Source organism: Pseudomonas sp. 10C3 (assembly GCF_036346185.1).
In the GTDB taxonomy this organism is placed as follows: domain Bacteria; phylum Pseudomonadota; class Gammaproteobacteria; order Pseudomonadales; family Pseudomonadaceae; genus Aquipseudomonas.
Genome location: NZ_JASJVE010000032.1, coordinates 1 through 25026 on the forward strand (window position 1 = coordinate 1; position 25026 = coordinate 25026).

The window sequence follows — 25026 nt, forward strand, 5'->3', positions numbered from 1 at the left end:
TTGGTGGAGCTAAACGGGATCGAACCGTTGACCTCTTGCATGCCATGCAAGCGCTCTCCCAGCTGAGCTATAGCCCCACGTTGTGGACGGGGCGCATATTAAGCGCGACCTTGGAACCTGTCAAATATATTTTCAACAAATTTCAATATTTTTCGTCGGCATAACAATCACTTACCGTCCAACCCCCGTAAATCCGGGGGCGCAACGGCCACTGTGCGCCCTACTCCAGGCAGACACAATGACCCACAACGCCTGGTGAGCGTGTCAGGCAATGGCGCCCAACAGCTTTTCCCATTCCTTGTTTTCTTTCTTCGATACGCCGCCAAGCAAGTCGATGGCCTGACGCAGACGGAAGCGTGTCAGGTCCGGACCGAGGATTTCCATCGCGTCGAGGACCGAGACCGAGCTGGCCTGCCCCGTGATTGCAGCAAACATCAGCGGCATGGCGTCGCGCAGTTTGAGCTCCAAGTGCTCGACCACAGCCTGAATGCAGCCTGTAATCGGATCTTTTTCCCACTGGCGCAGAGTCTCCAGTTTCCACAGAATCAACTGCATCAACTGCCGGACCTGATCGGGCGACAGTTTTTTGTGTTCGAACAGTTTGGCATCCAGCTGCAAGCCACCGGCGAAGAAGAAACCGGCCAACGGCGCAATCTGACTGAAAGTTTCTACGCGCCCCTGAACGTGAGGAGCGATTTTCATCATGTACTCGGGGTTCAGCGCCCAATTCTGCACACGACGGGCAAACTCTTCGACCGGCAACTCGCGCAGCCATTGGCCGTTGAGCCAGGACAGCTTCTCGATATCGAAAATCGGCCCGCCCAGGGAAACCCGCGACAGGTCGAAATGCTCGACCATTTCTTCCAGCGAGAACTTCTCGCGCTCGTCCGGCATCGACCAGCCCATGCGACCCAGGTAGTTGAGCATGGCTTCAGGCATGAAACCCATACGCTCGTAGAACGTCACCGAAGTCGGGTTCTTGCGCTTGGACAGCTTGCTCTTGTCCGGGTTACGCAGCAGCGGCATGTAGCACAGCTCCGGCTGATCCCAACCGAAATACTCGTACAGCAGGATCAGTTTAGGTGCCGACGGCAGCCACTCTTCGCCGCGCAGGACATGGGTGATACCCATCAGATGGTCGTCGACGACGTTGGCCAGAAAATAGGTCGGCAACCCATCGGTCTTCATCAACACTTGCATGTCCATGCGATCCCACGGGATCTCGACGTCGCCACGCAGCATGTCCGGCACCACGCAAACGCCTTCGCTTGGCACTTTCATGCGGATTACATGCGGTTCGCCAGCGTCCAGTCGACGCTGAACCTCTTCCTTCGACAGCAACAGTGCACGGCCGTCGTAGCGCGGGGTTTCGCCCCGGGCCATCTGTTCGGCACGCATCTGATCGAGCTCTTCCGCGGTGCAGAAGCACGGGAACGCGTAGCCCATCTCGACCAGCTGCTTGGAATACTTCTGGTAAATGTCGCCCCGCTCGCTCTGCCGATACGGGCCGTGAGGACCACCGACATCCGGGCCTTCGCTCCACTCGATTCCCAACCAGCGCAACGCATCGAAAATCTGCTGTTCAGACTCACGTGTCGAGCGCACTTGGTCAGTGTCTTCGATGCGCAGGATGAACTCGCCACCGTGTTGCTTGGCAAAGCAATAATTGAACAATGCGATGTAGGCAGTGCCAACGTGGGGGTCGCCAGTGGGCGATGGCGCGATGCGGGTGCGGACGGTGGTCATGAAAGATCTCGAATAGGTCGAACAAGCGTCGAATCTTAACAGGCGCACCCCCCATGGCTCCAGCGCAGGGGCGTAATCAACGTACGGCCGAGCGCCTGCATACCTCATAGAAGGTAGATACAAGGCATAACGGACTAAATGAATACCCAAACATCACCTGCAGTCATTATTCTGGCGTATGGCTATATGCCAGAATTAAACACTGATAAGTTTGCTTACATTTCAAATAATTTAGAACGCCCATGCCCGCCCAACTTAAACGCCGCCTGTACATCTTCTTCACGATTGCCCTACTGATCGCCCTCGCCTTTTTTGCCCAGTGGTACTTCAAGGGCCGCTTCTATGAAACCACCGACAACGCCTATGTACAGGGCGAAATCACCCGAATTTCCAGCCAGCTCGCCGCGCGCGTCGACGAAGTTCTGGTCCAGGACAACCAGCACGTCGAAAAAGGTCAACTGTTGGTGAAGCTAGATGCCGCTGACTTCCATCTGGCCGTTGACCGGGCGAAGGCCATGCTCGATACCCGTGAAGCCGAGCGGATTCAGGCAAACAGCAAGTTGACCCAGCAAGCCAGCATGATTGCGTCCGCCGAAGCCCAAGTGGCAGCCAGTCAAGCAACCTTCGGACGCACACAAATCGATTTAAACCGCGCAGAGACTTTGCGCAAACCCGGCTACATTTCCGAAGAGCGCGTCACCACCCTGTCTGCCGACAGCCATATCGCACGTTCGCAGGTCACCAAGGCCCAGGCCGAAGTACAAGGCCAGCGGCAACAGGTGGTCGCCCTTTCGGCGGAAATCAAACGCCTCGACGCGCAGATCGCCAATGCCCGCACCGACCTTGCCCAAGCTGAACTCAACCTGCAACGCAGCGAGATTCGTGCGCCACTCAGCGGGATGATAGGCCAACGCGGGGCGCGCAACGGCCAATATGTACAGGTCGGCGCGTACCTGCTGTCTATCGTGCCGGATGAAGACATCTGGATTCAGGCCAACTTCAAGGAAACCCAGATCGGCCATATGGCGCCAGGACAAGCAGCCGAACTGATTTTCGACGCCTATTCCGACACCCCCATCAACGCCAGGGTGGAAAGCCTGTTCGCCGCCTCCGGTGCGCAATTCAGCCTGCTGCCGCCGGACAACGCCACCGGCAACTTCACCAAGGTGGTACAGCGTATTCCAGTGAAGCTGACCTTTGCCGCCGATAACCCGTTGCACGGCAAAATCCGCCCCGGCATGTCGGTGACAGTCAAGGTCAACATCAAGGCAAACGGCGCTGACAGTGGCCGGTGATCAACTGATCCGCCCCGCTGGCGAGCCAAGCCGACGGGACTGGATCGCGGTCATGAGCGTGATGCTGGGCGCTTTTATGGCGGTGCTGGACATCCAGATCACCAACTCTTCGCTCAAGGACATTCAGGGCGCGCTGTCGGCGACCCTTGAAGAAGGCTCGTGGATTTCCACCTCGTACCTGGTGGCGGAAATTATTATGATTCCGCTCACCGCCTGGCTGGTGCAGTTGCTCTCAGCGCGACGCCTGGCGGTCTGGGTTTCGGGCGGGTTTCTGCTGTCCTCCATGCTCTGCTCCATGGCCTGGAGTCTGGACAGCATGATCGTGTTCCGCGCCTTGCAGGGCTTCACCGGTGGCGCGCTGATCCCGCTGGCGTTCACCATGACCCTGATCAAACTGCCCGAGCATCATCGTGCCAAAGGGATGGCCCTGTTTGCGATGACAGCGACATTCGCGCCCTCGATCGGCCCGACACTGGGCGGCTGGCTGACAGAGAACTATGGCTGGCAGTACATTTTCTACATCAACATACCGCCCGGCCTGCTGATGATCGCCGGCTTGCTCTACGGGCTGGAAAAGAAAGCTTCGCACTGGGAACTGCTGAAAAGCACCGACTACGCGGGCATCGTTACCCTGGGGGTCGGCCTAGGCTGCCTGCAGGTGTTTCTGGAGGAAGGTCATCGCAAGGACTGGCTCGAATCCCACCTGATTGTCAGCTTGGGCAGCATCGCCCTGGTCAGCCTGATCACCTTCGTGATTCTGCAACTGTCCAAACCCGAGCCACTGATCAACCTGCGTATTTTAGGAGAACGCAATTTTGGCCTGTCGAGTATCTCCAGCGTGGGGATGGGTGTGGGCTTGTACGGTTCGATCTATCTGTTGCCGCTGTACCTCGCGCAAATTCAAGGCTACAACGCGCAGCAGATCGGCGAAGTGATCATGTGGATGGGCATTCCGCAGTTGTTTTTGATCCCGCTGGTGCCACAACTGATGAAAGTGATACCGCCGAAGCTCCTGTGCGCCATCGGTTTCGGGCTGTTCGGGTTTGCCAGCTTCGCGTCCGGAGCACTCAACCTGGACTTCGCAGGACCGCAGCTCAATCAGATCCAGATCGTGCGCGCCCTCGGCCAACCGATGATCATGGTTACCATTTCGTTGATCGCCACCGTCTATATCCAGCCGAAGGACGCGGGCTCAGCCTCGAGCCTGTTCAACATCCTGCGAAACCTGGGAGGCGCCGTTGGTATCGCCCTGCTCTCCACCCTGCTTGATGCCAAGACCAAGACCTATTTCGACTATTTGCGCGAAGCCATTGTCCCGAGCAACCCGCAAGTCGCCGAGCGCATGGCCTTGCTCACCGACAAGCTGGGCAACGAACAAGCCGCCTTGGCCAGACTCAGTGAGATCACGCACCAGCAGGCATCCATCATGGCCTACAACGACGCCTTCCATTTCGTCGGTATCGCACTAGGGATAAGCATGATCGCCGTGCTGCTGACCAAAGCGCTGCCTGTTGGCGTCAAGGGCGGGGCGGCGCATTAAAGAGTGCCAGCACCTGCATTGACCCGGGGCAACATCAAACCGTCAACAACCGCTCACGCAGCTTGCCGATCTCGTCGCGCATCTGTGCCGCGGCCTCGAACTCGAGGTCGCGGGCCAGTTGGTACATCTTCTCTTCCAATTGACGAATACGCTTGCCGATCTCGCCCGGCGTGCGCAATTCGGCTTCGTACTTGGCGTTCTCTTCGGCGGCCTTGGCCATGCCTTTGCGCTTCTTGCTGCGCGAACCCGGCACGACGGCGCCCTCCATGATGTCGGCAACGTCCTTGAACACGCCTTTAGGGGTGATGCCGTGTTCCAGGTTGTAGGCAATCTGCTTGTCACGCCGACGGTCGGTTTCGCCAATCGCCCGCTCCATGGAGCCGGTGATACGGTCGGCGTACAAAATCGCCCGTCCATTGAGGTTACGTGCGGCGCGGCCAATGGTCTGAATCAGCGAGCGCTCTGAACGCAGGAAGCCTTCCTTGTCAGCGTCGAGAATCGCCACCAGCGACACCTCAGGCATGTCCAGGCCTTCGCGCAGCAGGTTGATGCCCACGAGTACATCGAACGTACCCAAACGCAGATCGCGGATGATTTCGACCCGTTCCACGGTTTCGATATCCGAATGCAGGTAACGCACCCGAACACCATGGTCGGCCAGGTAATCGGTCAGGTCTTCGGACATGCGCTTGGTCAAGGTGGTCACCAATACCCGTTCCCCCACGGCCACACGCTTGCCGATCTCTGACAGCAGGTCATCGACCTGAGTCAGTGCCGGGCGAATCTCGATCTGCGGGTCGACCAGACCAGTAGGTCGCACCAACTGCTCAATCACTCGACCGGCATGCTCCGCCTCATAGTTGCCGGGGGTGGCCGAGACGAAAATCGTCTGCGGACTGACGCTTTCCCACTCATCGAAGCGCATCGGCCGGTTATCCAGAGCCGACGGCAGACGGAAGCCATACTCGACCAGGGTTTCCTTTCGAGAGCGGTCCCCCTTATACATCGCGCCCACCTGCGGCACGCTGACGTGGGATTCGTCAATCACCAGCAATGCATCGGCCGGCAAGTAGTCATACAACGTCGGCGGCGGCGCACCGGAAGGTCGTCCAGACAGGTAGCGTGAGTAGTTTTCGATACCGTTGCAGTAGCCCAGTTCCAGGATCATCTCCAGATCGAAGCGGGTGCGCTGCTCCAGCCGTTGCGCTTCCACCAGCTTGTTATTGCTGCGCAGGTACTCCAGCCGCTCCTGAAGCTCGACCTTGATCCCTTCCATCGCATCCAGCAGTGTTTCGCGCGGCGTTACGTAGTGACTCTTCGGATAGAACGTAAAGCGTGGCAGTTTGCGAATCACTGCGCCCGTCAGCGGGTCGAAGGCCGAAATGTTCTCGACCTCGTCGTCGAACAGCTCGATGCGGATCGCTTCGAAGTCCGATTCAGCCGGGTGGATGTCGATCACGTCCCCGCGCACGCGAAACGTCGCACGAGCAAAGTCCACGTCGTTGCGAGTGTATTGCAAGTCAGCCAGACGCCGAAGCAGCTCGCGCTGATCGAGTTTTTCACCACGATCGACGTGCAGCACCATCTTCAAATACGTCTCGGGGCTGCCCAAACCGTAGATGCACGACACCGTGGTGACGATGATCGCGTCCTTGCGCTCCAGCAACGCCTTGGTCGCCGACAACCGCATCTGCTCGATGTGGTCATTGATCGAAGCATCCTTCTCGATAAACGTATCCGACGACGGCACGTATGCTTCTGGCTGGTAGTAATCGTAGTAAGAAACGAAATACTCGACTGCGTTGTTCGGAAAGAACGCCTTGAACTCACCATACAACTGCGCTGCCAAGGTTTTGTTCGGCGCCAGCACCAGGGTCGGACGCTGCACTTGCGCGATCACGTTGGCGATGCTGAAGGTCTTGCCCGAACCGGTTACGCCGAGCAATGTCTGGTGCGCCAGCCCGGCCTCGATCCCTTCGACCATCAAGCGAATAGCTTCCGGCTGATCACCGGCCGGCTGGAAACGGGTTACGAGCTCAAACTCAGACATACGCTACCTCTGGGTTCATTCCGGCCTGCAAAACAGCGCTGAAACGAGAAAACCGCGAACGACCGATGCCGCCGGGAAAAGACATGAAGAGACTATAAATGGAGTCAAAGACATCACCTTTCAAGCGACCCATCCTACAAGCCCAAAACAATTGCGGTTGCAATTTGACTAACGGTCGAAAAATAAACGTGGAAAACCCTAAAAAACTCTGAAAAACGCGCTTCAGCCTGTCGCAGCGCTGAACGATGCTCTCTATACTAGGTCCCCGTTTGCGCACCGCTCTAGTGCACTCGGCCGGAGCGTTGTACCTCTTCAATCCTCCATTCAGAGCTGCCGTAAAAATGAGCCTGTTCTCCGCTGTCGAAATGGCACCACGCGATCCAATCCTGGGCCTCAACGAAGCATTCAATGCCGATACCCGTACCTTTAAGGTCAACCTGGGGGTCGGGGTGTACTGCAACGAAGAGGGGCGAATTCCACTCCTGCGTGCCGTCGCCGAAGCTGAGAGCATTCGCGTGGCTCAACACGTCGCACGCGGTTACTTGCCGATCGATGGCATCGCCGCTTACGACCTGGCCGTGCAGAAACTGTTGTTCGGTGCCGAGTCGCCGTTGCTGGATTCCGGGCGCGCCCTGACTGTTCAGGCCGTGGGCGGTACCGGTGCATTGAAAATCGGTGCCGACTTCCTCAAGCAACTCAAGCCCGACGCGATCGTGGCCATCAGCGATCCAAGCTGGGAAAACCACCGTGCGCTGTTCGAGACCGCTGGTTTCCCGGTTCAGAACTACCGTTATTACGATGCGACCAGCCATGACGTGAACCGTTCAGGCATGCTCGAAGATTTACAGAACCTGCCGTCAGGTTCGATCGTGGTCCTGCACGCCTGCTGCCATAACCCGACAGGTGTCGACCTGAGCCCTGAGGACTGGAAAAATGTCCTCGACGTGCTCAAAGCCAAAGGCCACGTGCCGTTCCTGGACATGGCGTATCAAGGCTTCGGCGACGGCATCGAAGAAGACGCCGCCGCAGTGCGCCTGTTTGCCGAGTCGGGCCTGACCTTTTTCGCCTCCAGCTCGTTCTCCAAATCGTTCTCGCTGTATGGCGAACGCGTTGGCGCGTTGTCGATCGTCACTGAATCGAAAGACGAAACCGCACGGGTTCTGTCACAGGTCAAACGCGTAATCCGCACCAACTACTCCAACCCGCCAACCCACGGCGCAACCATCGTCGCTGCGGTGCTCAACAACCCTGAGCTGCGCGAGATGTGGGAGCAGGAACTGGGCGAAATGCGTCTGCGGATTCGTGGCATGCGCAAGGCCATGGTCGAGAAGCTGGCGGCCCAGACCGATCACGACTTCAGCTTCGTCGGTCGTCAACGCGGCATGTTCTCCTACTCCGGACTGACCACCGAACAGGTTCATCGCCTGCGCAATGAATTCGGCATCTACGCCCTCGACACCGGCCGGATCTGCGTTGCCGCACTGAACCAGAGCAACATCGACGTCGTGACCAAGGCGATTGTTCAGGTGATCTGACGGTCGTTGGCGGTAGACAAAGGGGAGTCAGCGTGAGCTGACTCCCCTTTTTTATGTAAGCCAGACACCCATCAAAGGCACGTGATTTACTGCGCTTTTTTGCGATACGCCATCGAATCATCAATCCGCTTGAGGATGTAATCTCCCGCTGCGACGGGTGGGTACAGGCTCGATGCCGAATCGATACCTAAATCACAGGGATCGACCACCGCGCTGTAGGTCGGGTCGTAAAAGGTCGCGATGGAATAGCGTTCATGACCTGACTTATTGATCACTCGATGCAAGGTCGAGCGGAAACGGTTGTTGGACCAATGCGCCAGCAGGTCGCCGACGTTGACCACCAGACTGCCAGGGATCGGCGTGGCATCGATCCAGCGGTTAGAGCCCAGCTCACGCACCTGCAAGCCCCCGCTGTTGTCCTGATACAGCAACGTAATGCAGCCGTAATCCGTGTGCGGTGCAACCCCGAATTGATCGGCTTCGGCCATCGGCGGATGGGGTGGATAATACACCATCTGAGTCCGTTGCAGCGGTGTGTGGTACTTGCTGTTGAAGAAATCCTGTTCTATGCCCAGACCCGCTGCCACCGCTTTCAACAGATCGGCCCCGGCCTTGCCGATTTCGACGTAATACTCAGCCAGCGCAGTGCGCAGCCCCGGCATAAATGCCGGCCATTGGTTCGGTCCGCGTAAAGCCTCTCCAGCTACCACACACGGATCGTCTTCAGGCAGTTCCAGCCCGATGCTGAAGAACTCCTTGAAATCAGGCTTGGTCGCCTCATACATGGTCGCCCCGCCCAACGCATGCCAGCCTCGGTGCCGCTTATTCACCGCCACCTGCCGCTTGACCTCGGCCGGGTAGGCAAAGAACTGCGCTGCCGCCGCCATCGCCCGATCAATCACCTCCTGCGGCACACCGTGATTGATGATGTAGAAGAAGCCGGTTTCGCTGCAGGCCACGCGAATGGCCTCACCGGCCCGGCGAATACTCGCCTGGTCACCTTCACGAACACCGGACATATCGATCAAGGGCAGATTAGCGCTAGAGGTCATGCTCGCTCCTGTTTACAGGGGTTATACCGGGCTGGAATGGAGGGATCAATCGAACAGCAGAATGCGCGGTATATACAGGTGTAAGCATTTACTGTGCCGCCGACATTGTCCTTTTCCGCAAACCCTCATGCTCACGCTGACCGCCTGTTTTTCTAACGACCAACGCCGCCTTGTCATCAGCAATTACCTGGTTTCCCTTTGCCTCATCAGTGGGCGGAACGACCTCAATGGGTGCAACTTTCGGTGACAGCAGCTGCCAGGAATACCCCGGCAATCCTGTTTGATTCTATAAACACAGGCGAAGGAACGACCCTCATGATTTGCAATCGACGCATTGGCCTGCATCTTGCCTTACCTGTATAGACAAGAGCATATGGCTTGCCAACGATTGCTGCGGATGCGGTTCTGCTGGGACGCGCTACCTTGTATGGAGTGGCCGTCGGCGGCCAGGCCGGTGCAGGGCATGCTCTTGATCTGCTGACACAAGAGTTACGTCTGGCCCTGTCGTTGCTCGGTCAACCGGACTTGAGCCAACTCGACAGTCGCGGGTTGCGCCTGAATCCTCTTTCTTCTCTTACCGTGAGCTAGGCCGATGCCTCATTTGCAACAGACCCTCGAGCAATTGCGCGCAGCATTGGGTGACGCGGCGGTAGTCACGGGCGCCGCGATCAATCAACGGCACTACAGCGACTGGACCGGCCACGCACCTGCCTGTCCGGCGGCGGTGTTGCTGCCAAGGAGCACTGAGGACGTCGCCGCCGCCTTGCGTATTTGCAACGCAGCGCGGCAAACGATCGTGCCTCAAGGGGGAATGACCGGGCTGGCCGGCGGCGCGGTGCCTCGGGAAACCGACATCGCCCTGTCCCTGGAGCGGATGCACGGCATCGAGGAAATCGACCCCGCCGCCGCCACCATCAGTGTCTGGGCAGGCACCACCCTGCAAGAAATTCAACACGCGGCGCTCGACGCAGGCTTTCTATTTCCGCTGGACCTGGGTGCCCGAGGCTCATGCCAGATCGGCGGCAATATCGCGACCAACGCGGGTGGCAATGCCGTGATCCGCTATGGCATGACCCGAGACTTGGTGCTCGGCCTGGAAGTGGTTTTGGCCGATGGCCGCGTGCTCAATCTGCTGAACAAGATGATCAAGAACAACTGCGGTTATGACCTGAAACAGTGCTTCATCGGCAGCGAAGGCACCCTTGGGGTAATCACCCGCGCCATCTTGAAGCTCGCGCCATTACCCGGTGAAACCACGACCCTGCTGTGCGCCCTGCCCGACTACGCCAGCGCGGTGAGCCTGCTGCGGCGAGTGCAACGCAGCGTTGGCACACCGCAAGCCTATGAGCTGATGTGGCAGGACTTCTTCTGCTTGGGCGTTTCCTGGCTGGAAAGTCCGGTAGCGCCGATGTCGCGGGATTATCCACTGTACGTGCTGCTGGAATCCGCCGCCGCCCGCGAGCGGTTGGAACAGGCCCTGGAAGATGCCATCAACGCTGGCGAAGTGGTGGATGCAGTGCTGGCCAGCTCACAGGCCCAAGCCCGCGCACTGTGGAAGATTCGCGAAGCGACCGGTGAATTTCCGTTGCGCATGACGCCGTTGAATTTCGACGTAAGCTTACCCATTGGCCAGATCGGCGACTTCGCCGAGCTGTGTCGGCAGCGCCTTGAGCAACGCTGGCCGGGTAACCGCAGCGTGTACTTCGGCCACATCGGCGACAGCAACCTGCACCTGACCGTGGACTGCGATTCATTGCCACAGCCAGCGCCTGTTTTCGAGATTGAAGAACTGGTCTATACCGCTGTCGGCGAGTTGGGCGGATCGGTGTCCGCTGAACATGGCATCGGCCTGCTCAAGCGTGAATTTCTTCATCACTCGGTCAGCCATGAAGCGCGTCAGGCGATGCAGCAGCTCAAGGATTGCTATGACCCCAACGGCATTCTCAATCCGGGGAAAATACTCGGCTGAAGCTCATCTCAGGTTGTACATACAGGTACGGCACGCTAACTGCACTGAGCAATAGGCAATAGGCAATAGGCAATAGGCAATAGGCAATAGGCAATAACCCTTACGCAACGATCATAAAAATCAACACCACAGCCAATACAAGAACCGACACAAACCACCAGCGTTCACTGCATCTGATGAAGGAGTTACCCCATGCAACTCGATTCTCTGTTCAGTAAGACATTCAACGGCCTGTGCGTCGCCATGGCCCTGGCCGTTGCTCCCCTGACGGCGCATGCCGATCAACTGGCCGATGTGAAAAAAGCCGGTGAGCTGGTGGTGGGCACCGAACTGCAATTTGCACCGTTCGACTTCACCGACAACGGTAAACAGAAAGGCCTGAACGCCGAACTGTTCGAACAACTGGGCAAAGAACTGGGGGTCAAAATCAAATTTCTCGACCTGCCGTGGCCGAGCGTATTGCCAGGGCTGGAAGCGAAGAAATTCGACGTGGTCGCTGGCCCCATTATCGTCACCAAGGCGCGCAAAGAGCGCTACCACTTCGTGATGCCGATTGCCGAAGCGACTGTAGCGCTAATGATTGGCGCCAAAGACGAGACCATCAAAAAGCCTGAAGACATCTCTGGTAAAACCGTCGGCGCAGGCAAAGGATCGGCACAGCTCGAAGAACTCAAATCCTTCGCCGCGACCCTGCCAGAGAAAGTCACGATCCGCGAGTACGTCGATAACAACCAAGCCTATGCCGACCTGGCTGCCAAGCGCATCGTCGCAGTCGCCAACTCCCTGCCGAACATTTCCTACGTCGCGGCCGAGAAATCAAACTTGTACAAAGTGGTCATGCCACCGTTCGGCAAGAAATCCTACTTCGCCTATCTGGGACGCAAGGATGACGACGCCAACAGCCTGATCGCCGCCCTCAACGCCGCCATGCTGAAAATGCATGAAGACGGTCGCCTCGCCAGCCTGCAGAAAAAATGGCTGGGGGCCGAAATGGACGTGCCTAAAGCTGACTTCGACCCAACCTGGTAAACAGCTTTAGCGGGTTGAATCAACGGATCGCCGGCTCAACCGGGCCGGCGATCATCGAGGGTGGAGTCACGACGATGTTCGATTGGCCTTTACTGCTGCAAAACCTGCCGTTACTGCTGAACAGCTTGCTGGTGACCCTTGAGGTTTCGGTCGCGGCACTGGTTTTTGGTTTTGTCATCGGCGTGATCGTCGGCAGCTTGCGGCTGTCACCCGTGCCGCTGTTAAGACGCCTGGGTGGCGCCTATATATTCGTGTTCCGGGGCATTCCGCTGCTGGTGCAATTGCTGTTCATCTATTACTTCCTGCCGCGCATCGGCCTGCCGAACGTCTCGCCCATGGTGGCGGCAGTGATCGGCCTGTCGCTAGCGGCCGGGGCTTATATCGCCGAGATCATGCGCGGTGGTTTTCTCGCCATTCCCGGCGGGCAACTGGAAGCCGCCGGCCTGCTGGGCATGAGCACAGGACAAATGCTGGTGCGCATTCGCGTGCCTCAAGCCGTACGCCTGACCCTGCCGGCGCTGGTCAATGAAATGATTCTGCTGATCAAGGCATCGTCGCTGGTATCCGTAGTGGGTCTGGCCGACCTGACCCGTACCGCACAGAACATAGCGGCCAGTGACTACATGTTCGTTCAGGATTACCTGATGCTGGCTGGCTTCTACTGCCTGATCAACATTCCGCTGGCATTTTGTGGTGGCCTGCTGGAACGCCATCTGAAGAAGCGAGCCCTATGATTTTCGACCCCAGGATCATCACCGAGCACCTCGGTGACATCGGCCAGGGTTTCATGGTCACCCTCGGCACCTGGTCTGCCGGTGTTGTCCTTGGATTAATGCTGGGCATGCTGATCGCCGTCGCGCAGCTGTTCGGCAACACCCTGGTTCGCACGCCGCTGCGCGTATTCATCGAGGTGATTCGAAGTACGCCGTTTCTGGTCCAGCTGTTTCTGGTGTATTACGGCGGGCCGTCTTTTGGTCTCAGCCTGGAGCCCATCCCGGCCGGCATCCTCGGCCTGGGCATCTATGGCAGTGTCTATTTCGCCGAGATTTTCCGTACCGGCTTTGAATCCGTGGCCCGCGGCCAACTGGAAGCAGCCGACTGCCTGGGCATCAGCCGCCTGCAATGCATCACGCGTATTCAGATTCCGCAAATGCTGGTGATCATCCTCCCGGCACTGGTCAATCTGGTGACCATCCTGTGCAAGGAAACCGCCGTGCTGTCGATCATCACCATCCCCGAACTGACCATGGTCCTGACCGGCATCGGCTCGGAAACCTTCGCCTTTGTCGAAACCCTGCTGGTGCTGTGCATTGGTTACCTGTTGCTGGTGGAAGCGTGCTCACGGTTGGGCATGCTGCTTGAAGTGCGGGTCGGGCGTTTCATGCAGAAGCAACCGCGATGAACAATGCCCTCCGCCCCGCCACAGACCCGCGCCTGGCACCCACGCACTTATCAGCCTTGCAAGAATCAGGTGAAGCGATGAAAACTCCCGAAGCACTCTCCGACAACCGCGAGCCGATGCTGAAACTGCACCGCGTCGGCAAAAGTTTCGGTCCATTGCGCGTACTCAAGGGTATCGACTTGCAGGTCCGGCACTCTGAAGTGGTGTGTCTGATCGGCCCCTCAGGCTCGGGTAAAAGTACCCTGCTGCGCAGCATGGCGTTTCTCGAAGAGTACGACGAAGGCGAGATTTATATTGAGGGAAAACTGCTTGGCTGGGTGCCAGACAACGGCAAAGGCCGCAAGCGCGCTGCGCAATCCCAGATCAATCTGGTGCGGCGCAATGTCGGCATGGTCTTTCAGCAGTTCAACCTGTGGCCGCACATGACCGCACTGGGCAACGTCAGTGAAGCGTTGCTGCGCGTGCGTAAGCTGTCTGCCGCCGATGCGCGGCAGCGGGCCATGGCGATGCTCGATAAAGTTGGCCTCGCCCACAAGGCGGATGCTTATCCAGCCCAACTTTCCGGTGGTCAGCAACAGCGTGTGGCGATTGCCCGAGCCCTGGCCATGGAGCCGCACATCATGCTGTTCGATGAGCCGACCTCGGCCCTCGACCCGGAGCTGGTCGGCGAGGTGTTGCACGTCATGAAAACCCTGGCCAAAGAAGGCATGACCATGGTCGTGGTCACCCATGAAATGGGCTTCGCCGCGCAAGTGGCCGATTCGGTGGTGTTTCTCGATCAGGGGGAAGTCGTCGCGCGCGGCACGCCGCACGAGATATTTCATAACGCCGAACACCCGCGCCTACAGCAGTTTTTGCAGAACTACCTGGACCGCAATGCGTTCTGGCAGGACAGCAAAGAAGCGAACCCGGCATGAGCACGACCGATTTGAACCTGCTGGCTCGCGCCGAAGTACGCGACCTTGCCAGCTACAACGCCGGCCTCAGCTCGGAGGCGGTGCGCAAACGCTTTGGCCTGACCCGCGTCGCCAAACTCGGCAGCAATGAAAATCCGCTCGGCCCGGCACCTGCCGTGGCCGCCGCCATGGCCCAGGCGTGCAGCGAAATTGCCCTATACCCGGACGCCAGCTCCCTGACGTTACGCACCGCCCTCTCGAAAAAGCTCGGGGTGCCGGGTAATCAATTGGTGTTCGGCAATGGCTCGGAGGATCTCCTGAGTATCGTCAGCCGAGTGTTTCTCGACCGCGGCGATGAAGTGGTGACTGTGGTGCCGTTCTTCTGCCTGCACTTCATCTATCCGATGGCCGCAGGCGCCCGGGTTGTGGGCGTACCGATGACCGCCGACGGCGCCTTCGACGTAGCGGCAATGATTGCTGCACTGACGCCGCGTACGCGCTTGTTGATGTTTTCCTGCCCGTCCAACCCGGTCGGCAGCACCCTAAACGCCGATGAACTGCAGCAATTGCTCGCGGCATTGCCTGCGTACTGTTTGCTGGTGCTCGACGAAGCCTATTACGAATACGCGCAACATGAAGCCGGGTACCCGGACTGCCTGGGCCTGATCCAAGACAGCGCTAAACCTTTCATTTTGCTGCGCACCTTTTCCAAAGCCTACTCGCTGGCTGGTCTGCGCATCGGGTACGGTATCGTCAGTGATCCCGTGTTGGCAGACCTGATTGATCGCCTGCGCACGCCTTTCAATATCAACCGCGTGGCCCAGGCTGCGGCGGTTGCGGCATTGGCCGATGATGAGCACCTGCACGCGGCCCTCGAACATGTCGCCGGCGAACGTAGACGAATGGCCACTGCGCTGCAGGGTTTGGGCATCGTCAGTGTGCCGTCGATGGCCAACTTCCTGTTTTTCTCCACACCCCTTGCCGCCGAGACCGTCAACCAGGCGCTGTTACACCTGGGCGTGATCATCAAACCCTGGCGTGAGGCCGGGCATACCCGGTATTTGCGAGTATCCGTCGGCAGTCGTGAGGATAACGACCTGTTTCTTGAGGCCTTGGCAAGCGTCCTCACCCAACAACACGTGCGGAGCGCCTGATGATAAAAGCCGCACCGCAGGCCCTTTACCAGCGGGCGAAGGACTTTGTTCAAGGCAAACTTCGCTCCGGCGAATGGAAGCCCGGCGATTTGATTCCTTCGGAAAACCGTCTGGTGCAGGAACTGAGCATGTCGCGCATGACCGTCAATAGGGCACTGCGCGAACTGACCGAGGAAGGCCATCTGGTGAGGGTCTCAGGGGTCGGCACCTTTGTCGCCAAGAGCAAGCCGCAATCGAACCTGCTGCGCATCACCAACATCGCTGACGAAATCACCGCCCGTGGCCACCGGTACTCCTGCCATGTGTTGCATCTGGGGCGCGAAGCCGCCTCAATGGCCGTGGCCGCTGCCTTGGCGTTGTCCACCGGCACCTCGGTGTTTCACCTGTTGTGCGTGCACTGTGAAGACGGCGTGCCGGTGCAACTTGAGGACCGGTACGTCAACCCCGAGCTGGCGCCCGAGTTCATTCAGCAAACATTCGGCGAACACCTGCAAGCGTCCCGGTACCTGCTACAGGTGATCCACCCTGACGAAATGGAACACATCGTAGAAGCCAGTCACCCCAGCAACGACGAAAGCAAATACATGCAGATCGACGCCAACGAACCCTGCCTGGTGCTGATGCGTCGAACCTGGTGCGGCGGCAAGGTTGTCACTTACGTACGCCTGGTTCATCCCTCATCACGCTATCGACTCGGCAGCCGTCTGCACGTCAACGGTGCGTACCGCGACGGCTGACCCCGCTCAATCGCTCGCCATTAGCCGGGCGCTGGCCTACCATCGCCACGGCCTGTGGTTTCACGCAGGGCCCGATTACGCTAAGGAATCACCATGACCGACCAACACCGCATGCATTCAGGCCGACTTGATGGCCGGCATCCACAGCAAGGGGTCGAACAATGAGCCTCGACGGGATCGTGTTACCAAAAGGCGTGGGACCCGACGCCGAGAAGCTGCTGGACGCCATTACCCAAGCAGGTACGGCCGATGATTTGAATCGCGCTGGGGGCAAAGCTGAAGGATTCGTCCTGGGACTGGAGAGCGGCAAGTGCATTAAAAGTCAGATCGCGGAGCGTCTTTATGTGGCGTTTGATGACGCGTGCAGCCAACGACTGACAGAACTGTCCGCCTAACTATCAGCGACCTGAACACCAAAAAACATACCGATAAAAAAGGTTCTGTATCACAGAGCCTTTTTTATAAATCAGGTCATATAGCTTTTATCAAAGCGCACCCGACGATGGCCTATCCACCATTAGAGCAACCGGTACCCATCACCAAGTATTCAAGGATATGTGCCTTGCCAGCAGAGTCCAGGTAGTTCATTTGCACCGGAACCGCTTCACAGCCCCCTCGGGCATCGGAAATTGACAGGACCTTCGCAATGTCCGGTTTCATTGAATAGTCGTAGTGTTCAACGGCAGGCTGTTGCTGGGCAGTCCCTTCATGTTTTTCATCGGCCATGCTGACTGCAGACACACAGGCTAATAAAAACAGCAGTGACGCTTTCATCTTTACATCCCTCTCACTTTAGGTGCGACAGGCAGCCGAACTCACGACACGTCAATTTCATCTTGCAGGCGTGAGTGATCAACGTGTCTGTTCGGGTTTCAATGGTTAGTGAGGTGAAGGGTAGGCGGCAACGGTGCTTACTTACAGTGCCTATTCTGATAAAGACTATGTGCTGTTTTGGTAACAATAACCCCGCACTCCGTTAAACTCAGTGACTGCCCACAAAGACAATACGCAATACGGCGTAGCCCTCGAACACGTCCACACATCTTCGTCCCAATCGCCCTTCCCCCCCTTGTGCGGGTTCAAAGCGGAGGGCGCAACGGTGCCACTGATACACACGGTCGTGCCACCCGCCTCGCCATCACCTGATGCTCATTGAGGCCGTGTCGGAAGTTGCATCAGGTGTACATCTTGCCCTCACACCTTGGGCGACAGGTCGGCCATGCCCTTAAGCAACTCAATGGGCAATGGGAAGACAATCGTCGAGGTGCGGTCGTTGGCAATCACACTCAGGGTCTGCATGTAGCGCAGTTGCATGGCGCCAGGTTGTCGGCCCAGCACCTCAGCGGCTTCTGCCAACTTCTCCGAGGCTTGCAACTCGCCTTCGGCATGGATCACCTTGGCCCGACGCTCACGTTCAGCCTCTGCCTGTTTGGCGATGGCACGAATCATCGACTCGTTGAGGTCGACGTGTTTAATCTCGACGTTCGCCACCTTGATCCCCCAGGAATCGGTCTGTGCGTCGAGCACCTTCTGAACATCGACATTGAGCCGCTCACGCTCGGCCAGCAGCTCATCCAGCTCGTGCTTGCCCAGCACGGCCCGTAGCGTGGTCTGCGCCAGTTGGCTGGTGGCCATGAGAAAGTCTTCGACCTGGATGATCGCCCGTTGCGGATCAAGCACCCGAAAATACAGCACTGCGTTGACCTTCACCGAAACGTTGTCCCGGGTGATCACGTCCTGCGGCGGCACATCCAGCACCACCGTACGCAGATCGACCCGCACCATCTGCTGAACCATCGGAATCAGCAGGATCAAGCCCGGCCCCTTGACCTGCCAGAATCGCCCCAGCTGAAACACCACCCCTCGCTCATACTCACGCAGGATACGAAAGGTAGAAAGCGCCAGCAGTACCAACAGCAACACCAGCGCGCCAAAACCCAGTTGCACAAACATGATCAGTCTCCTTGTTGAGGCTTATCCGGCACCTCCGTGACCTCCAGCAGCAGGCCACGACGCGCCACTACCCGGACCCGTTGACCGGGCCGTAACGGTGTTTGACTCAACACCTGCCAGTTTTCACCTTGCAGTTGCACCCAACCGCCCAAGGGGTCATCCGCCTGCAATGCGGTTATCGTGACCATACTGCCGACCAGGCCCGCGTCACCGCTGACGACCTGGCGCTGCCGGGACTTGAGCGCCACCCCGACCAAACCGATGAGGCACAGGGCGCTGACCGCTGCCATCGCGATGATCAACGGCAACGCCACCGAGAATCCAGGGGCCTGGGTGTCCATCAACATCGTCGCGCCGCCGATGAAAGCAACAATGCCGCCAAAACCGATCACCCCGAAACTCGGCAGAAACGCCTCGGCCACCATCAGCGCCATCCCCAGCATGATCAGACCGACACCGGCATAACTCACTGGCAACAATTGCAAGGCATACATCGCCAGCAGCAAACAAATGCTACCGATGACACCTCCAGCTGCCGAGCCAGGGTTAAAAAACTCGAAAATCAGACCGAACACGCCGATCATCATCAGCACCAGCGCTACATTGGGATTGGTGATGATCGCCAAGGCGCGGATGCGCCAGCCCGGATCGTCGTGAATCACCGTCGCATTCGCGGTATGCAACTGCACATTCCGGCCTTCCACGTTCAGGAATTTGCCGTCCAGTTGCCCGAGCAGATCGCTCAAATCCTTGGCACGGTACTCAATGACATCAAGTTTCGCGGCTTCAGAATCAGTCAGGCTGACAGCGTCACGTACCGCCTGCTCGGCCCATTCGGCGTTACGCCCGCGCAATTGAGCCAGCCCACGTAAAAAAGCTGACGCATCGCTGATTTGCTTGCGCGTCTCGGTGTCGGTTGCGGGAGATTCTGACGGCGCAGGCTGAACGCCAAGCTGAATAGGTGTGGCGGCGCCCAGATGGGTGCCCGGTGCCATGGCCGCGATATGGCTGGCGTAGAGGATATACGTGCCGGCACTCGCCGCACGGGCACCGCTGGGCCACACATAACTGACCACCGGCACCGGGCTAGCGAGAATAGCTTGCACAATCACCCGCATCGAGCTTTGCAGCCCGCCAGGGGTATCGATGGTGAGCACCACTAACTGAGCCTGCTCGTCCGCAGCCCGGGCCAAACCATTAACCACGTACTCGGCGCTGGCCGGGCCGATCACATCATCCACCGCCAACACCCTGACCGAACCGTCTGCAGCAGTCGCCCCCACGGGCACCCCGAGCAGCCACATCAACAGCACTGTATTGCGCCACCAACGACTGCTCACAGAAACCTCCCAAACATGTCTCGCCGACTGTCACCTGTCATTTTAGTTGACGCCAGCCCCGGACGGATGGGTTTAAGGGGGGACTCACCAGCGCATGCGCACGCCAAGGTTACCGATCAAGCTAAAGGCGTTCTCGGCAGAGGACTTTGTCCGACAAACAGGCCCGCGCGTGGGGTATCCCCGCGAGTGCTTTGCTCTTTACCCCAGCCGCCAGGTCCCTGGAGCCTTTGAGGTCTGGATCAATTCGTTCAGCGCCATGGGCTTGGCGAAGTAATAACCCTGAGCCTGACCAGCCCCCATTTCGCGCAGGAGGTCGAGGGTCTCGACGTCTTCCACGCCTTCGGCCACCACTGAGAGGCCGAGTGATTCGGCCATACGCACGATGGCCCTGACGATGGCGCGACTGCGCGGGCTGGCGGTGAGTTCGAGAATGAATGACTTGTCGATTTTCAGGCCGCTGAAGCGGTACTGGTGCACATAGCTCAGTGACGAAAACCCCGCGCCGAAGTCATCAAGCACCACCGACATACCATTGTCGGCCAGTTGCTGCATGGTCTGCCGCGCAATGTCCGGTTCGGCCACCAGCGCGCCCTCGGTCAGTTCCAGGCAGATCCGCGACGGTGCGACCCCGTGTCGGGCGAGCAGCGTCAGCACTTCACTGGCGAGCTCCGGCCGGGTCATGCTGTAACTGGAGCAGTTCACATGTACGGGCGGCCAGTGGGCGTGTTCGGGCTGCGCCAGAATGACGACGATACTGGTCAGCATGTACAGGTCGAGTCGTCCGATCAGGCGCAGGCCTTCTACAGCGGGTAGAAACTGGCCTGGGGCAATGACCCGGCCGTCAGGCTGGTGCCAGCGAATCAGCGCTTCTAACGCGACCAACTCGCCAGTTCTCACGCAGACGATAGGCTGGAAATAGGGCACCAGTTCGTCAGTGCGCTTAAGTGCATTACGCAGTGCGCCTTCCTGCTCGACCTGGTCCGACACCTCGCGCCGCACCTCTTGATTGAACACGGCATAGCTGTCGCGACCGCCACTCTTGACCCGATACATCGCCATGTCCGCATCGCGCAACAGGTCGGCCGGCTCATGGTGAAATTGACTGTCAGCGCTGACAATACCGATGCTGCAGGAGGAAAACACTTCATGGCCATTGATAAAAAATGGCAGGTCGAACGCAGCCAGAATCCGCTCGGCTATATCGACCACCGCATCGAGTGGTGCATCGGGCGCAAGCACCGCAAACTCGTCGCCGCCGAGCCTCGCCAGCAGGTCGCTCTCACGCAGACAGCTGCGCAAACGATAAGCCGCCTGCATCAGTAACAGATCGCCAAAGTGATGGCCGAGACTGTCGTTGACCATCTTGAAGCGGTCAAGGTCGATGAACATCACGGCGAGCGGCAGGCCGTCGTTGCCAAACTGAATCCATGCCACATCAAGGCGCTGCTGCAAATAGCCGCGGTTTGGCAGACCGGTCAAGGCGTCGTGGGAGTTCTCGTGTTGCAACTTGGCATTGGCGTGGTCGAGTGCGCGGGTGCGATCCTGAACCCTCGCTTCGAGCTTGAGGTTGGCCGCGTGGATCGCTTCGGCAGCGCTACGACGCGACAACGCAGTGTCGATATGACGCGACACGAAGGACAGCAACTCTTGATCGCGCTGTGAATAGCTCACCTCAGGAGTATAGCTCTGCACCGCGAGCACGCCACGAACCACGTCACCATCGAACAGTGGGATGCCAAGCCAGGAATAAGATCGGGTGGACTCGTTGATAATTTCGATTTCGCCGAGTCTCTCCAGCCTCAAGGCTTCATCTCGATCAATCAGACGCGGCCGGCGCTGGCATATCACATATTCGGTATACCCACGCTGACCGCGTCGTGACGATGGTCGCGCCGTCTGTCGCTCATCGACATAGTAAGGAAACGTGACCTCTGCGGTCGTGTCGTCGAAGAACGCGATGTAGAAGTTTTTCGCAAACAACAGATCGCCCACGATCCCGTGCAGACGCTGAAAAAGCTCCTCCATGTCGCCGGATTGGCTCGAGAGTTCGGCAATCTGAAACAGCGCACTTTGGAGGTGTTCAGCACGCTCTCTGTCCGCCACTTCCTGACGCAGTGCATTGTTGAGCTCCGACAGTTCCAGCGTGCGTCGCAACACCGTTTCTTCTAGGTCGGCACGGTGCAGAATCCGGTCGAGCGCCATGGCCACGTGCCGCGCAACGACCAGGAACAGCGCCCGGTCCTCGGCACTGTAAACGCGCGAAACGTCATACACCTGCATCGCCAACATGCCGAACACATCATCCGATGCATTTTTAAGCGGCGCGCCCATCCAGAACTTGGGCCGATGGCCTACACAAAAAAATCGACCCTGCGCCTGGGCTGTACGGATACCGGCGGCGTCGATCAGTAATGGCTGGCCGCTGGTCAGTACCTGCCCGGTCAAGGACACGTGCGTGGGATCGAGAAATTCGTAGTTCTCGGCTTCCAGTGCATCAACATCAATGATGTCGACGTAATAGGGGTAGGTAATTTTGCCGCTGCGAGCATCGTAGAGCGCGAGGTAAAAATTCTCGGCGTCGATCAGCGTCGCGAGTAAACGGTGAACCCCGACCAGAAAGACCGAACGCTCACGTGTGGAGCTGGCCAGGTAGGTGATTTCATACAGCACACGTTGGGTAATTTGTGCCCGAGCCAGCGTATCGGTCTGCACCTGAAGGCCCAGACGCAGGGCAAAGTCGGCCAAAGCAGGATTTGCGGCGTCATCCAGTGGCGCCAATAGCCAACCCAGTGCGCTTTCGCCACTACCCGTTGGCCAACGGTGCAGTTTCCAGGCGACGCAAAAAGCATCGAACGCGTCATTGGCGATACTGGCAGGCCATTGCACCTGCGGATCGCCCTGCCCCACCCGGTGCATTTGCTCACCGGCTCTGTACACGACCCATGACGTTGTGTGGTTCCAGCTCTGAGCTGCCGCCAACAGCGTTTCAATCGCATCCCTGGCGCCGCCCGAGCTGCCGATAGTTTGAGAGGCGACATCGCCGCAATCATTTGATTGCCCCAAGGTGTCGGTCAAAGGACGGAAACTCATCTGCGCTCCATGAGCCAGAAACTGGCGGTACACATCTTATTTGTAGTAATCGATGTGCTAACAATCCTTTTGTTTAAAGCTTATCGCGCTGTATTTCAATTGTTTTATATGTTTTTGTACGGCCCCCTCCAATAACAACTTAGTTCATTGCGCTTTATCGGCGGATTCCGGCGCGGCCGCACTGCTGCGGTACATGAACACCAAGGCAAGTCCCAGGCAGACCATTGCCAGGATACGGCTGCCCGACAACTCGATGGCGGGATTGCCCAGCCAGCCAAAGTTATCAATCAACATGCCCATGCCCAGTTGACCGACGATCACCGCAACGGTCGCGACAGCCGTACCCACCCGTGGTACGGCACCGACCATCACCATCATGTAGATCACCCCGAAAAAGGCACCGCCCAGCTGCCATTTCGGCACATCCAGCACGCTGATGGAATGCGCGGGTTCGAAGAACAGGATAAGCAGTGCGGTGATCACCGCGCCCACTACGAAGGTCAGCAAACTGCTGCGCAATACACCCACAGCCTCTCCAAGACGACCATTGATGGCGGCCTGAATGCTTAGAACGGCGCCAGCAGCCACCACCAGAATCAACAATAGAGTCACGTTCATCATCAACCTCGCGCAATCAGAATAAGTGCCACCAGAATCAGTATCAGGGCCACCCAGCGTTCAACATTGACCCGCTTGCGGGCCGCACCGAACCAGCCGAAATGGTCGATCAACACGCTTTTACCCACCTGGCCGGACAGAATGGCAATCATGGTCATCGCGATGCCGATGTGGGGCGTCGCCACTGTCAGCACCACAACATACATCGGCCCAAGGAAGCCACCCAGCAATTGCCAGCGCGGCAACTCAGACAACGCGGGCCCCTGTTGCGGCCCACTGAGCAGCGTTAGCAAAAACAGCAGGGCGGCACCGACACCAAAGATACTCAGGGTTGCCCACAAGTGTCCGACCTGCACACCCAATGGGCCGAGCAATCCGGCTTCGACCGACAGGCCCATGCCCGCGAGAATCACCAGCGGCAGCAGCAGCAACTTTTTCAGCCGGGCGTGCCGGTCCTGATCTTCAAGTACAGCGTTTTCCAGCGGTGTGACGTGCATCAGGTGCGCCTTCTACAAAAATCGAGGTGCAAGACCAAGGCCTTGCCGAGGGCACGAAGTATGGGTTGATCGTCCTTTGCGTAAAATGGGACTATTCACAAAGTACTTTTGCGCAACCCGCACAGCAGGATTAATCATGCACGGCTTCAACGAGTTGGGATTCAAGGCGCTGCGCCTGTTCGTCGCCGTGCTTGATCGAGGGAGTTTTTCCGAAGTTGCGCGCCGTGAAGGTGTGGCGCCCTCCTCGATTTCGCGGCAAATCCAGGTGATGGAAAACGCGCTGCAACAACAACTGTTGTATCGCCATACGCGCGCCGTTACGCCGACCGAGGCGGGGCGATTGCTCGAACATCATGCCCGCCTGGTACTCGCGCAACTGGAGGAAGCCGAGCGGGCCTTGCAGGAGCAGGACAGTGAACCCAGCGGTCTCGTACGGATCAATGCACCGGTGGTCTTCGGCCAACGGCATCTGGCGCCCGGGCTGGCCGAGTTGTGCCGCCGCTATCCGAAGTTGCAACTCGACGTGCAGCAGACCGATACATTCGTTGACCCTTTGCAGGAAGGTGCGGACTTGCTGTTCCGCATCGGCGTCCTGAATGACTCGAGCATGCAGGCGCGCATCCTCGCCCCGCAACGCTATCGGCTTGCCGCCAGCCCGGCGTACCTGGCACGCCACGGTACACCGCAGCACCCGGATGAGCTGGCGGCGCATCAGTGCCTGGCCTACAAAGGCATGACCGGCCAGCAGCGCTGGTTCTTTCGCCTTGGCCAGGACAACTGGGTGCCTTACACCGTCAAAGGCCCACTGACCGGCAATCACGCCGAAACCCTGACCCAGGCCGCCGAACTCGGCATGGGCCTGGTCATGTTTCCCTCGTGGCTGATTGGCGAGGCACTGCACAAAGGGACGCTGCAAGCGGTACTGAGCGAGTTTCACGTATCGACCAGTCTCGAACCCCAACAGATCGCGGCCCTGTGGCCGACCAGCCGACGCCTCTCGGTCAAAGTCAGAACAGTGATCGATTTCTTTGTCGAGCGGTTTGGACCGACACCCTATTGGGATCGTTGAACGGTGTGTTCTTCGGATAGCCGTGTGCTTTTACTTCCTGGCAGCTTTTACTTC

The 25026-nt window shown here is 58.4% G+C and carries 22 protein-coding genes and 1 tRNA gene; 13 read left to right on the forward strand and 10 right to left on the reverse strand.

Features of this window, described 5'->3' with window-relative positions:
- Position 1 precedes the first annotated feature (1 nt).
- A tRNA-Ala gene (locus QN399_RS23130) sits at positions 2–77 on the reverse strand.
- Between the two features lie 187 nt (positions 78–264).
- Positions 265–1746: a glutamate--tRNA ligase gene (gltX, locus tag QN399_RS23135; protein ID WP_322179574.1), complete on the reverse strand. Its 1482-nt coding sequence runs from the start codon at positions 1744–1746 to the stop codon at positions 265–267.
- A 242-nt stretch (positions 1747–1988) separates the two neighbouring features.
- Between gltX and QN399_RS23140 the strand changes: the two genes are divergently transcribed.
- Together QN399_RS23140 and QN399_RS23145 are read left to right on the forward strand one after the other, a co-directional pair.
- Positions 1989–3041, forward strand: coding sequence for an HlyD family secretion protein (locus tag QN399_RS23140; RefSeq protein WP_322215850.1), 1053 nt, complete (start codon positions 1989–1991; stop codon positions 3039–3041).
- 52 nt (positions 3042–3093) lie between these two features.
- The gene (locus tag QN399_RS23145) at positions 3094–4581 is read left to right on the forward strand and encodes an MDR family MFS transporter (protein WP_322215848.1); all 1488 of its coding nucleotides are present in this window, start codon (positions 3094–3096) and stop codon (positions 4579–4581) included.
- 34 nt (positions 4582–4615) lie between these two features.
- On the opposite strand, the gene uvrB is transcribed toward QN399_RS23145, so the two are convergent.
- Positions 4616–6631: an excinuclease ABC subunit UvrB gene (uvrB, locus tag QN399_RS23150; RefSeq protein ID WP_330201750.1), complete on the reverse strand. Its 2016-nt coding sequence runs from the start codon at positions 6629–6631 to the stop codon at positions 4616–4618.
- 341 nt (positions 6632–6972) lie between these two features.
- Here uvrB and QN399_RS23155 point away from each other — a divergent pair, with 341 nt between their 5' ends.
- Positions 6973–8166 (forward strand): amino acid aminotransferase, encoded by a 1194-nt coding sequence (locus QN399_RS23155; protein ID WP_322179578.1) that lies wholly within the window; start codon positions 6973–6975, stop codon positions 8164–8166.
- An 86-nt stretch (positions 8167–8252) separates the two neighbouring features.
- Here QN399_RS23155 and QN399_RS23160 read toward each other — a convergent pair whose 3' ends face one another.
- Positions 8253–9218, reverse strand: coding sequence for a 2-oxoglutarate and iron-dependent oxygenase domain-containing protein (locus tag QN399_RS23160; RefSeq protein WP_322179579.1), 966 nt, complete (start codon positions 9216–9218; stop codon positions 8253–8255).
- Positions 9219–9596: 378 nt separating this feature from the next.
- Here QN399_RS23160 and QN399_RS23165 point away from each other — a divergent pair, with 378 nt between their 5' ends.
- The 9 genes from QN399_RS23165 (at position 9597) to QN399_RS23205 (ending at position 16800) form a co-directional block, all read left to right on the forward strand.
- Positions 9597–9806: an alpha-hydroxy-acid oxidizing protein gene (locus QN399_RS23165; RefSeq protein WP_322179580.1), complete on the forward strand. Its 210-nt coding sequence runs from the start codon at positions 9597–9599 to the stop codon at positions 9804–9806.
- A gap of 4 nt (positions 9807–9810) precedes the next feature.
- Positions 9811–11187 carry an FAD-binding oxidoreductase gene (locus tag QN399_RS23170; RefSeq protein ID WP_323566098.1) on the forward strand — a complete coding sequence of 459 codons (1377 nt, stop codon included), beginning with the start codon at positions 9811–9813 and terminating at the stop codon, positions 11185–11187.
- A 192-nt stretch (positions 11188–11379) separates the two neighbouring features.
- The gene (locus QN399_RS23175) at positions 11380–12216 is read left to right on the forward strand and encodes a transporter substrate-binding domain-containing protein (protein ID WP_322179582.1); all 837 of its coding nucleotides are present in this window, start codon (positions 11380–11382) and stop codon (positions 12214–12216) included.
- A 74-nt stretch (positions 12217–12290) separates the two neighbouring features.
- Entirely contained in the window at positions 12291–12950 is a 660-nt protein-coding gene (locus QN399_RS23180; RefSeq protein WP_330201751.1) for an amino acid ABC transporter permease, read from the forward strand.
- Positions 12947–13618, forward strand: coding sequence for an amino acid ABC transporter permease (locus tag QN399_RS23185; protein ID WP_322179584.1), 672 nt, complete (start codon positions 12947–12949; stop codon positions 13616–13618). The genes QN399_RS23180 and QN399_RS23185 overlap by 4 nt, the downstream gene beginning before the upstream one ends.
- 77 nt (positions 13619–13695) lie before the next feature.
- Complete coding sequence (locus tag QN399_RS23190; protein WP_369125138.1) at positions 13696–14535, forward strand: amino acid ABC transporter ATP-binding protein; 840 nt, start codon at positions 13696–13698, stop codon at positions 14533–14535.
- The gene (hisC, locus tag QN399_RS23195; RefSeq protein WP_330201752.1) at positions 14532–15668 is read left to right on the forward strand and encodes a histidinol-phosphate transaminase; all 1137 of its coding nucleotides are present in this window, start codon (positions 14532–14534) and stop codon (positions 15666–15668) included. The genes QN399_RS23190 and hisC overlap by 4 nt, the downstream gene beginning before the upstream one ends.
- On the forward strand, positions 15668–16405 hold the full coding sequence (hutC, locus tag QN399_RS23200; protein WP_322179586.1) for a histidine utilization repressor: 738 nt from the start codon (positions 15668–15670) through the stop codon (positions 16403–16405). Before hisC ends, hutC begins: the two co-directional genes overlap by 1 nt.
- Positions 16406–16566: 161 nt before the next feature.
- Complete coding sequence (locus QN399_RS23205) at positions 16567–16800, forward strand: hypothetical protein (RefSeq protein WP_322179587.1); 234 nt, start codon at positions 16567–16569, stop codon at positions 16798–16800.
- Between the two features lie 112 nt (positions 16801–16912).
- Here the strand turns inward: QN399_RS23205 and QN399_RS23210 are convergent, their stop codons facing one another.
- From QN399_RS23210 to QN399_RS23235, 6 genes are all read right to left on the reverse strand, one after another.
- Positions 16913–17179: a DUF2790 domain-containing protein gene (locus tag QN399_RS23210; protein ID WP_322179588.1), complete on the reverse strand. Its 267-nt coding sequence runs from the start codon at positions 17177–17179 to the stop codon at positions 16913–16915.
- Between the two features lie 420 nt (positions 17180–17599).
- Positions 17600–18358: a slipin family protein gene (locus QN399_RS23215; protein ID WP_322179589.1), complete on the reverse strand. Its 759-nt coding sequence runs from the start codon at positions 18356–18358 to the stop codon at positions 17600–17602.
- A gap of 2 nt (positions 18359–18360) precedes the next feature.
- A complete protein-coding gene (locus QN399_RS23220) occupies positions 18361–19698 on the reverse strand; it encodes a nodulation protein NfeD (RefSeq protein WP_330201753.1) in 1338 nt (445 codons plus the stop codon).
- 198 nt (positions 19699–19896) lie between these two features.
- Positions 19897–22788: an EAL domain-containing protein gene (locus tag QN399_RS23225; protein WP_330201754.1), complete on the reverse strand. Its 2892-nt coding sequence runs from the start codon at positions 22786–22788 to the stop codon at positions 19897–19899.
- 144 nt (positions 22789–22932) lie between these two features.
- Positions 22933–23406, reverse strand: a complete 474-nt coding sequence (locus QN399_RS23230; RefSeq protein ID WP_322179592.1) for a DMT family transporter — start codon at positions 23404–23406, stop codon at positions 22933–22935.
- Positions 23407–23408: 2 nt separating this feature from the next.
- A complete protein-coding gene (locus tag QN399_RS23235; RefSeq protein WP_322215830.1) occupies positions 23409–23903 on the reverse strand; it encodes a DMT family transporter in 495 nt (164 codons plus the stop codon).
- A 136-nt stretch (positions 23904–24039) separates the two neighbouring features.
- Between QN399_RS23235 and QN399_RS23240 the strand changes: the two genes are divergently transcribed.
- Complete coding sequence (locus tag QN399_RS23240) at positions 24040–24972, forward strand: LysR substrate-binding domain-containing protein (protein WP_322179593.1); 933 nt, start codon at positions 24040–24042, stop codon at positions 24970–24972.
- Positions 24973–25026 lie beyond the last annotated feature (54 nt).

Coding starts and splice junctions, on each gene's coding strand:
- gltX (WP_322179574.1), bottom strand. CDS start 1,746: ATGACCACCGTCCGCACCCGCATCGCGCCATCGCCCACTGGCGACCCC.
- QN399_RS23140 (WP_322215850.1), top strand. CDS start 1,989: ATGCCCGCCCAACTTAAACGCCGCCTGTACATCTTCTTCACGATTGCC.
- QN399_RS23145 (WP_322215848.1), top strand. CDS start 3,094: ATGAGCGTGATGCTGGGCGCTTTTATGGCGGTGCTGGACATCCAGATC.
- uvrB (WP_330201750.1), bottom strand. CDS start 6,631: ATGTCTGAGTTTGAGCTCGTAACCCGTTTCCAGCCGGCCGGTGATCAG.
- QN399_RS23155 (WP_322179578.1), top strand. CDS start 6,973: ATGAGCCTGTTCTCCGCTGTCGAAATGGCACCACGCGATCCAATCCTG.
- QN399_RS23160 (WP_322179579.1), bottom strand. CDS start 9,218: ATGACCTCTAGCGCTAATCTGCCCTTGATCGATATGTCCGGTGTTCGT.
- QN399_RS23170 (WP_323566098.1), top strand. CDS start 9,811: ATGCCTCATTTGCAACAGACCCTCGAGCAATTGCGCGCAGCATTGGGT.
- QN399_RS23175 (WP_322179582.1), top strand. CDS start 11,380: ATGCAACTCGATTCTCTGTTCAGTAAGACATTCAACGGCCTGTGCGTC.
- QN399_RS23180 (WP_330201751.1), top strand. CDS start 12,291: ATGTTCGATTGGCCTTTACTGCTGCAAAACCTGCCGTTACTGCTGAAC.
- QN399_RS23185 (WP_322179584.1), top strand. CDS start 12,947: ATGATTTTCGACCCCAGGATCATCACCGAGCACCTCGGTGACATCGGC.
- QN399_RS23190 (WP_369125138.1), top strand. CDS start 13,696: ATGAAAACTCCCGAAGCACTCTCCGACAACCGCGAGCCGATGCTGAAA.
- hisC (WP_330201752.1), top strand. CDS start 14,532: ATGAGCACGACCGATTTGAACCTGCTGGCTCGCGCCGAAGTACGCGAC.
- hutC (WP_322179586.1), top strand. CDS start 15,668: ATGATAAAAGCCGCACCGCAGGCCCTTTACCAGCGGGCGAAGGACTTT.
- QN399_RS23205 (WP_322179587.1), top strand. CDS start 16,567: ATGAGCCTCGACGGGATCGTGTTACCAAAAGGCGTGGGACCCGACGCC.
- QN399_RS23210 (WP_322179588.1), bottom strand. CDS start 17,179: ATGAAAGCGTCACTGCTGTTTTTATTAGCCTGTGTGTCTGCAGTCAGC.
- QN399_RS23215 (WP_322179589.1), bottom strand. CDS start 18,358: ATGTTTGTGCAACTGGGTTTTGGCGCGCTGGTGTTGCTGTTGGTACTG.
- QN399_RS23225 (WP_330201754.1), bottom strand. CDS start 22,788: ATGAGTTTCCGTCCTTTGACCGACACCTTGGGGCAATCAAATGATTGC.
- QN399_RS23230 (WP_322179592.1), bottom strand. CDS start 23,406: ATGAACGTGACTCTATTGTTGATTCTGGTGGTGGCTGCTGGCGCCGTT.
- QN399_RS23235 (WP_322215830.1), bottom strand. CDS start 23,903: ATGCACGTCACACCGCTGGAAAACGCTGTACTTGAAGATCAGGACCGG.
- QN399_RS23240 (WP_322179593.1), top strand. CDS start 24,040: ATGCACGGCTTCAACGAGTTGGGATTCAAGGCGCTGCGCCTGTTCGTC.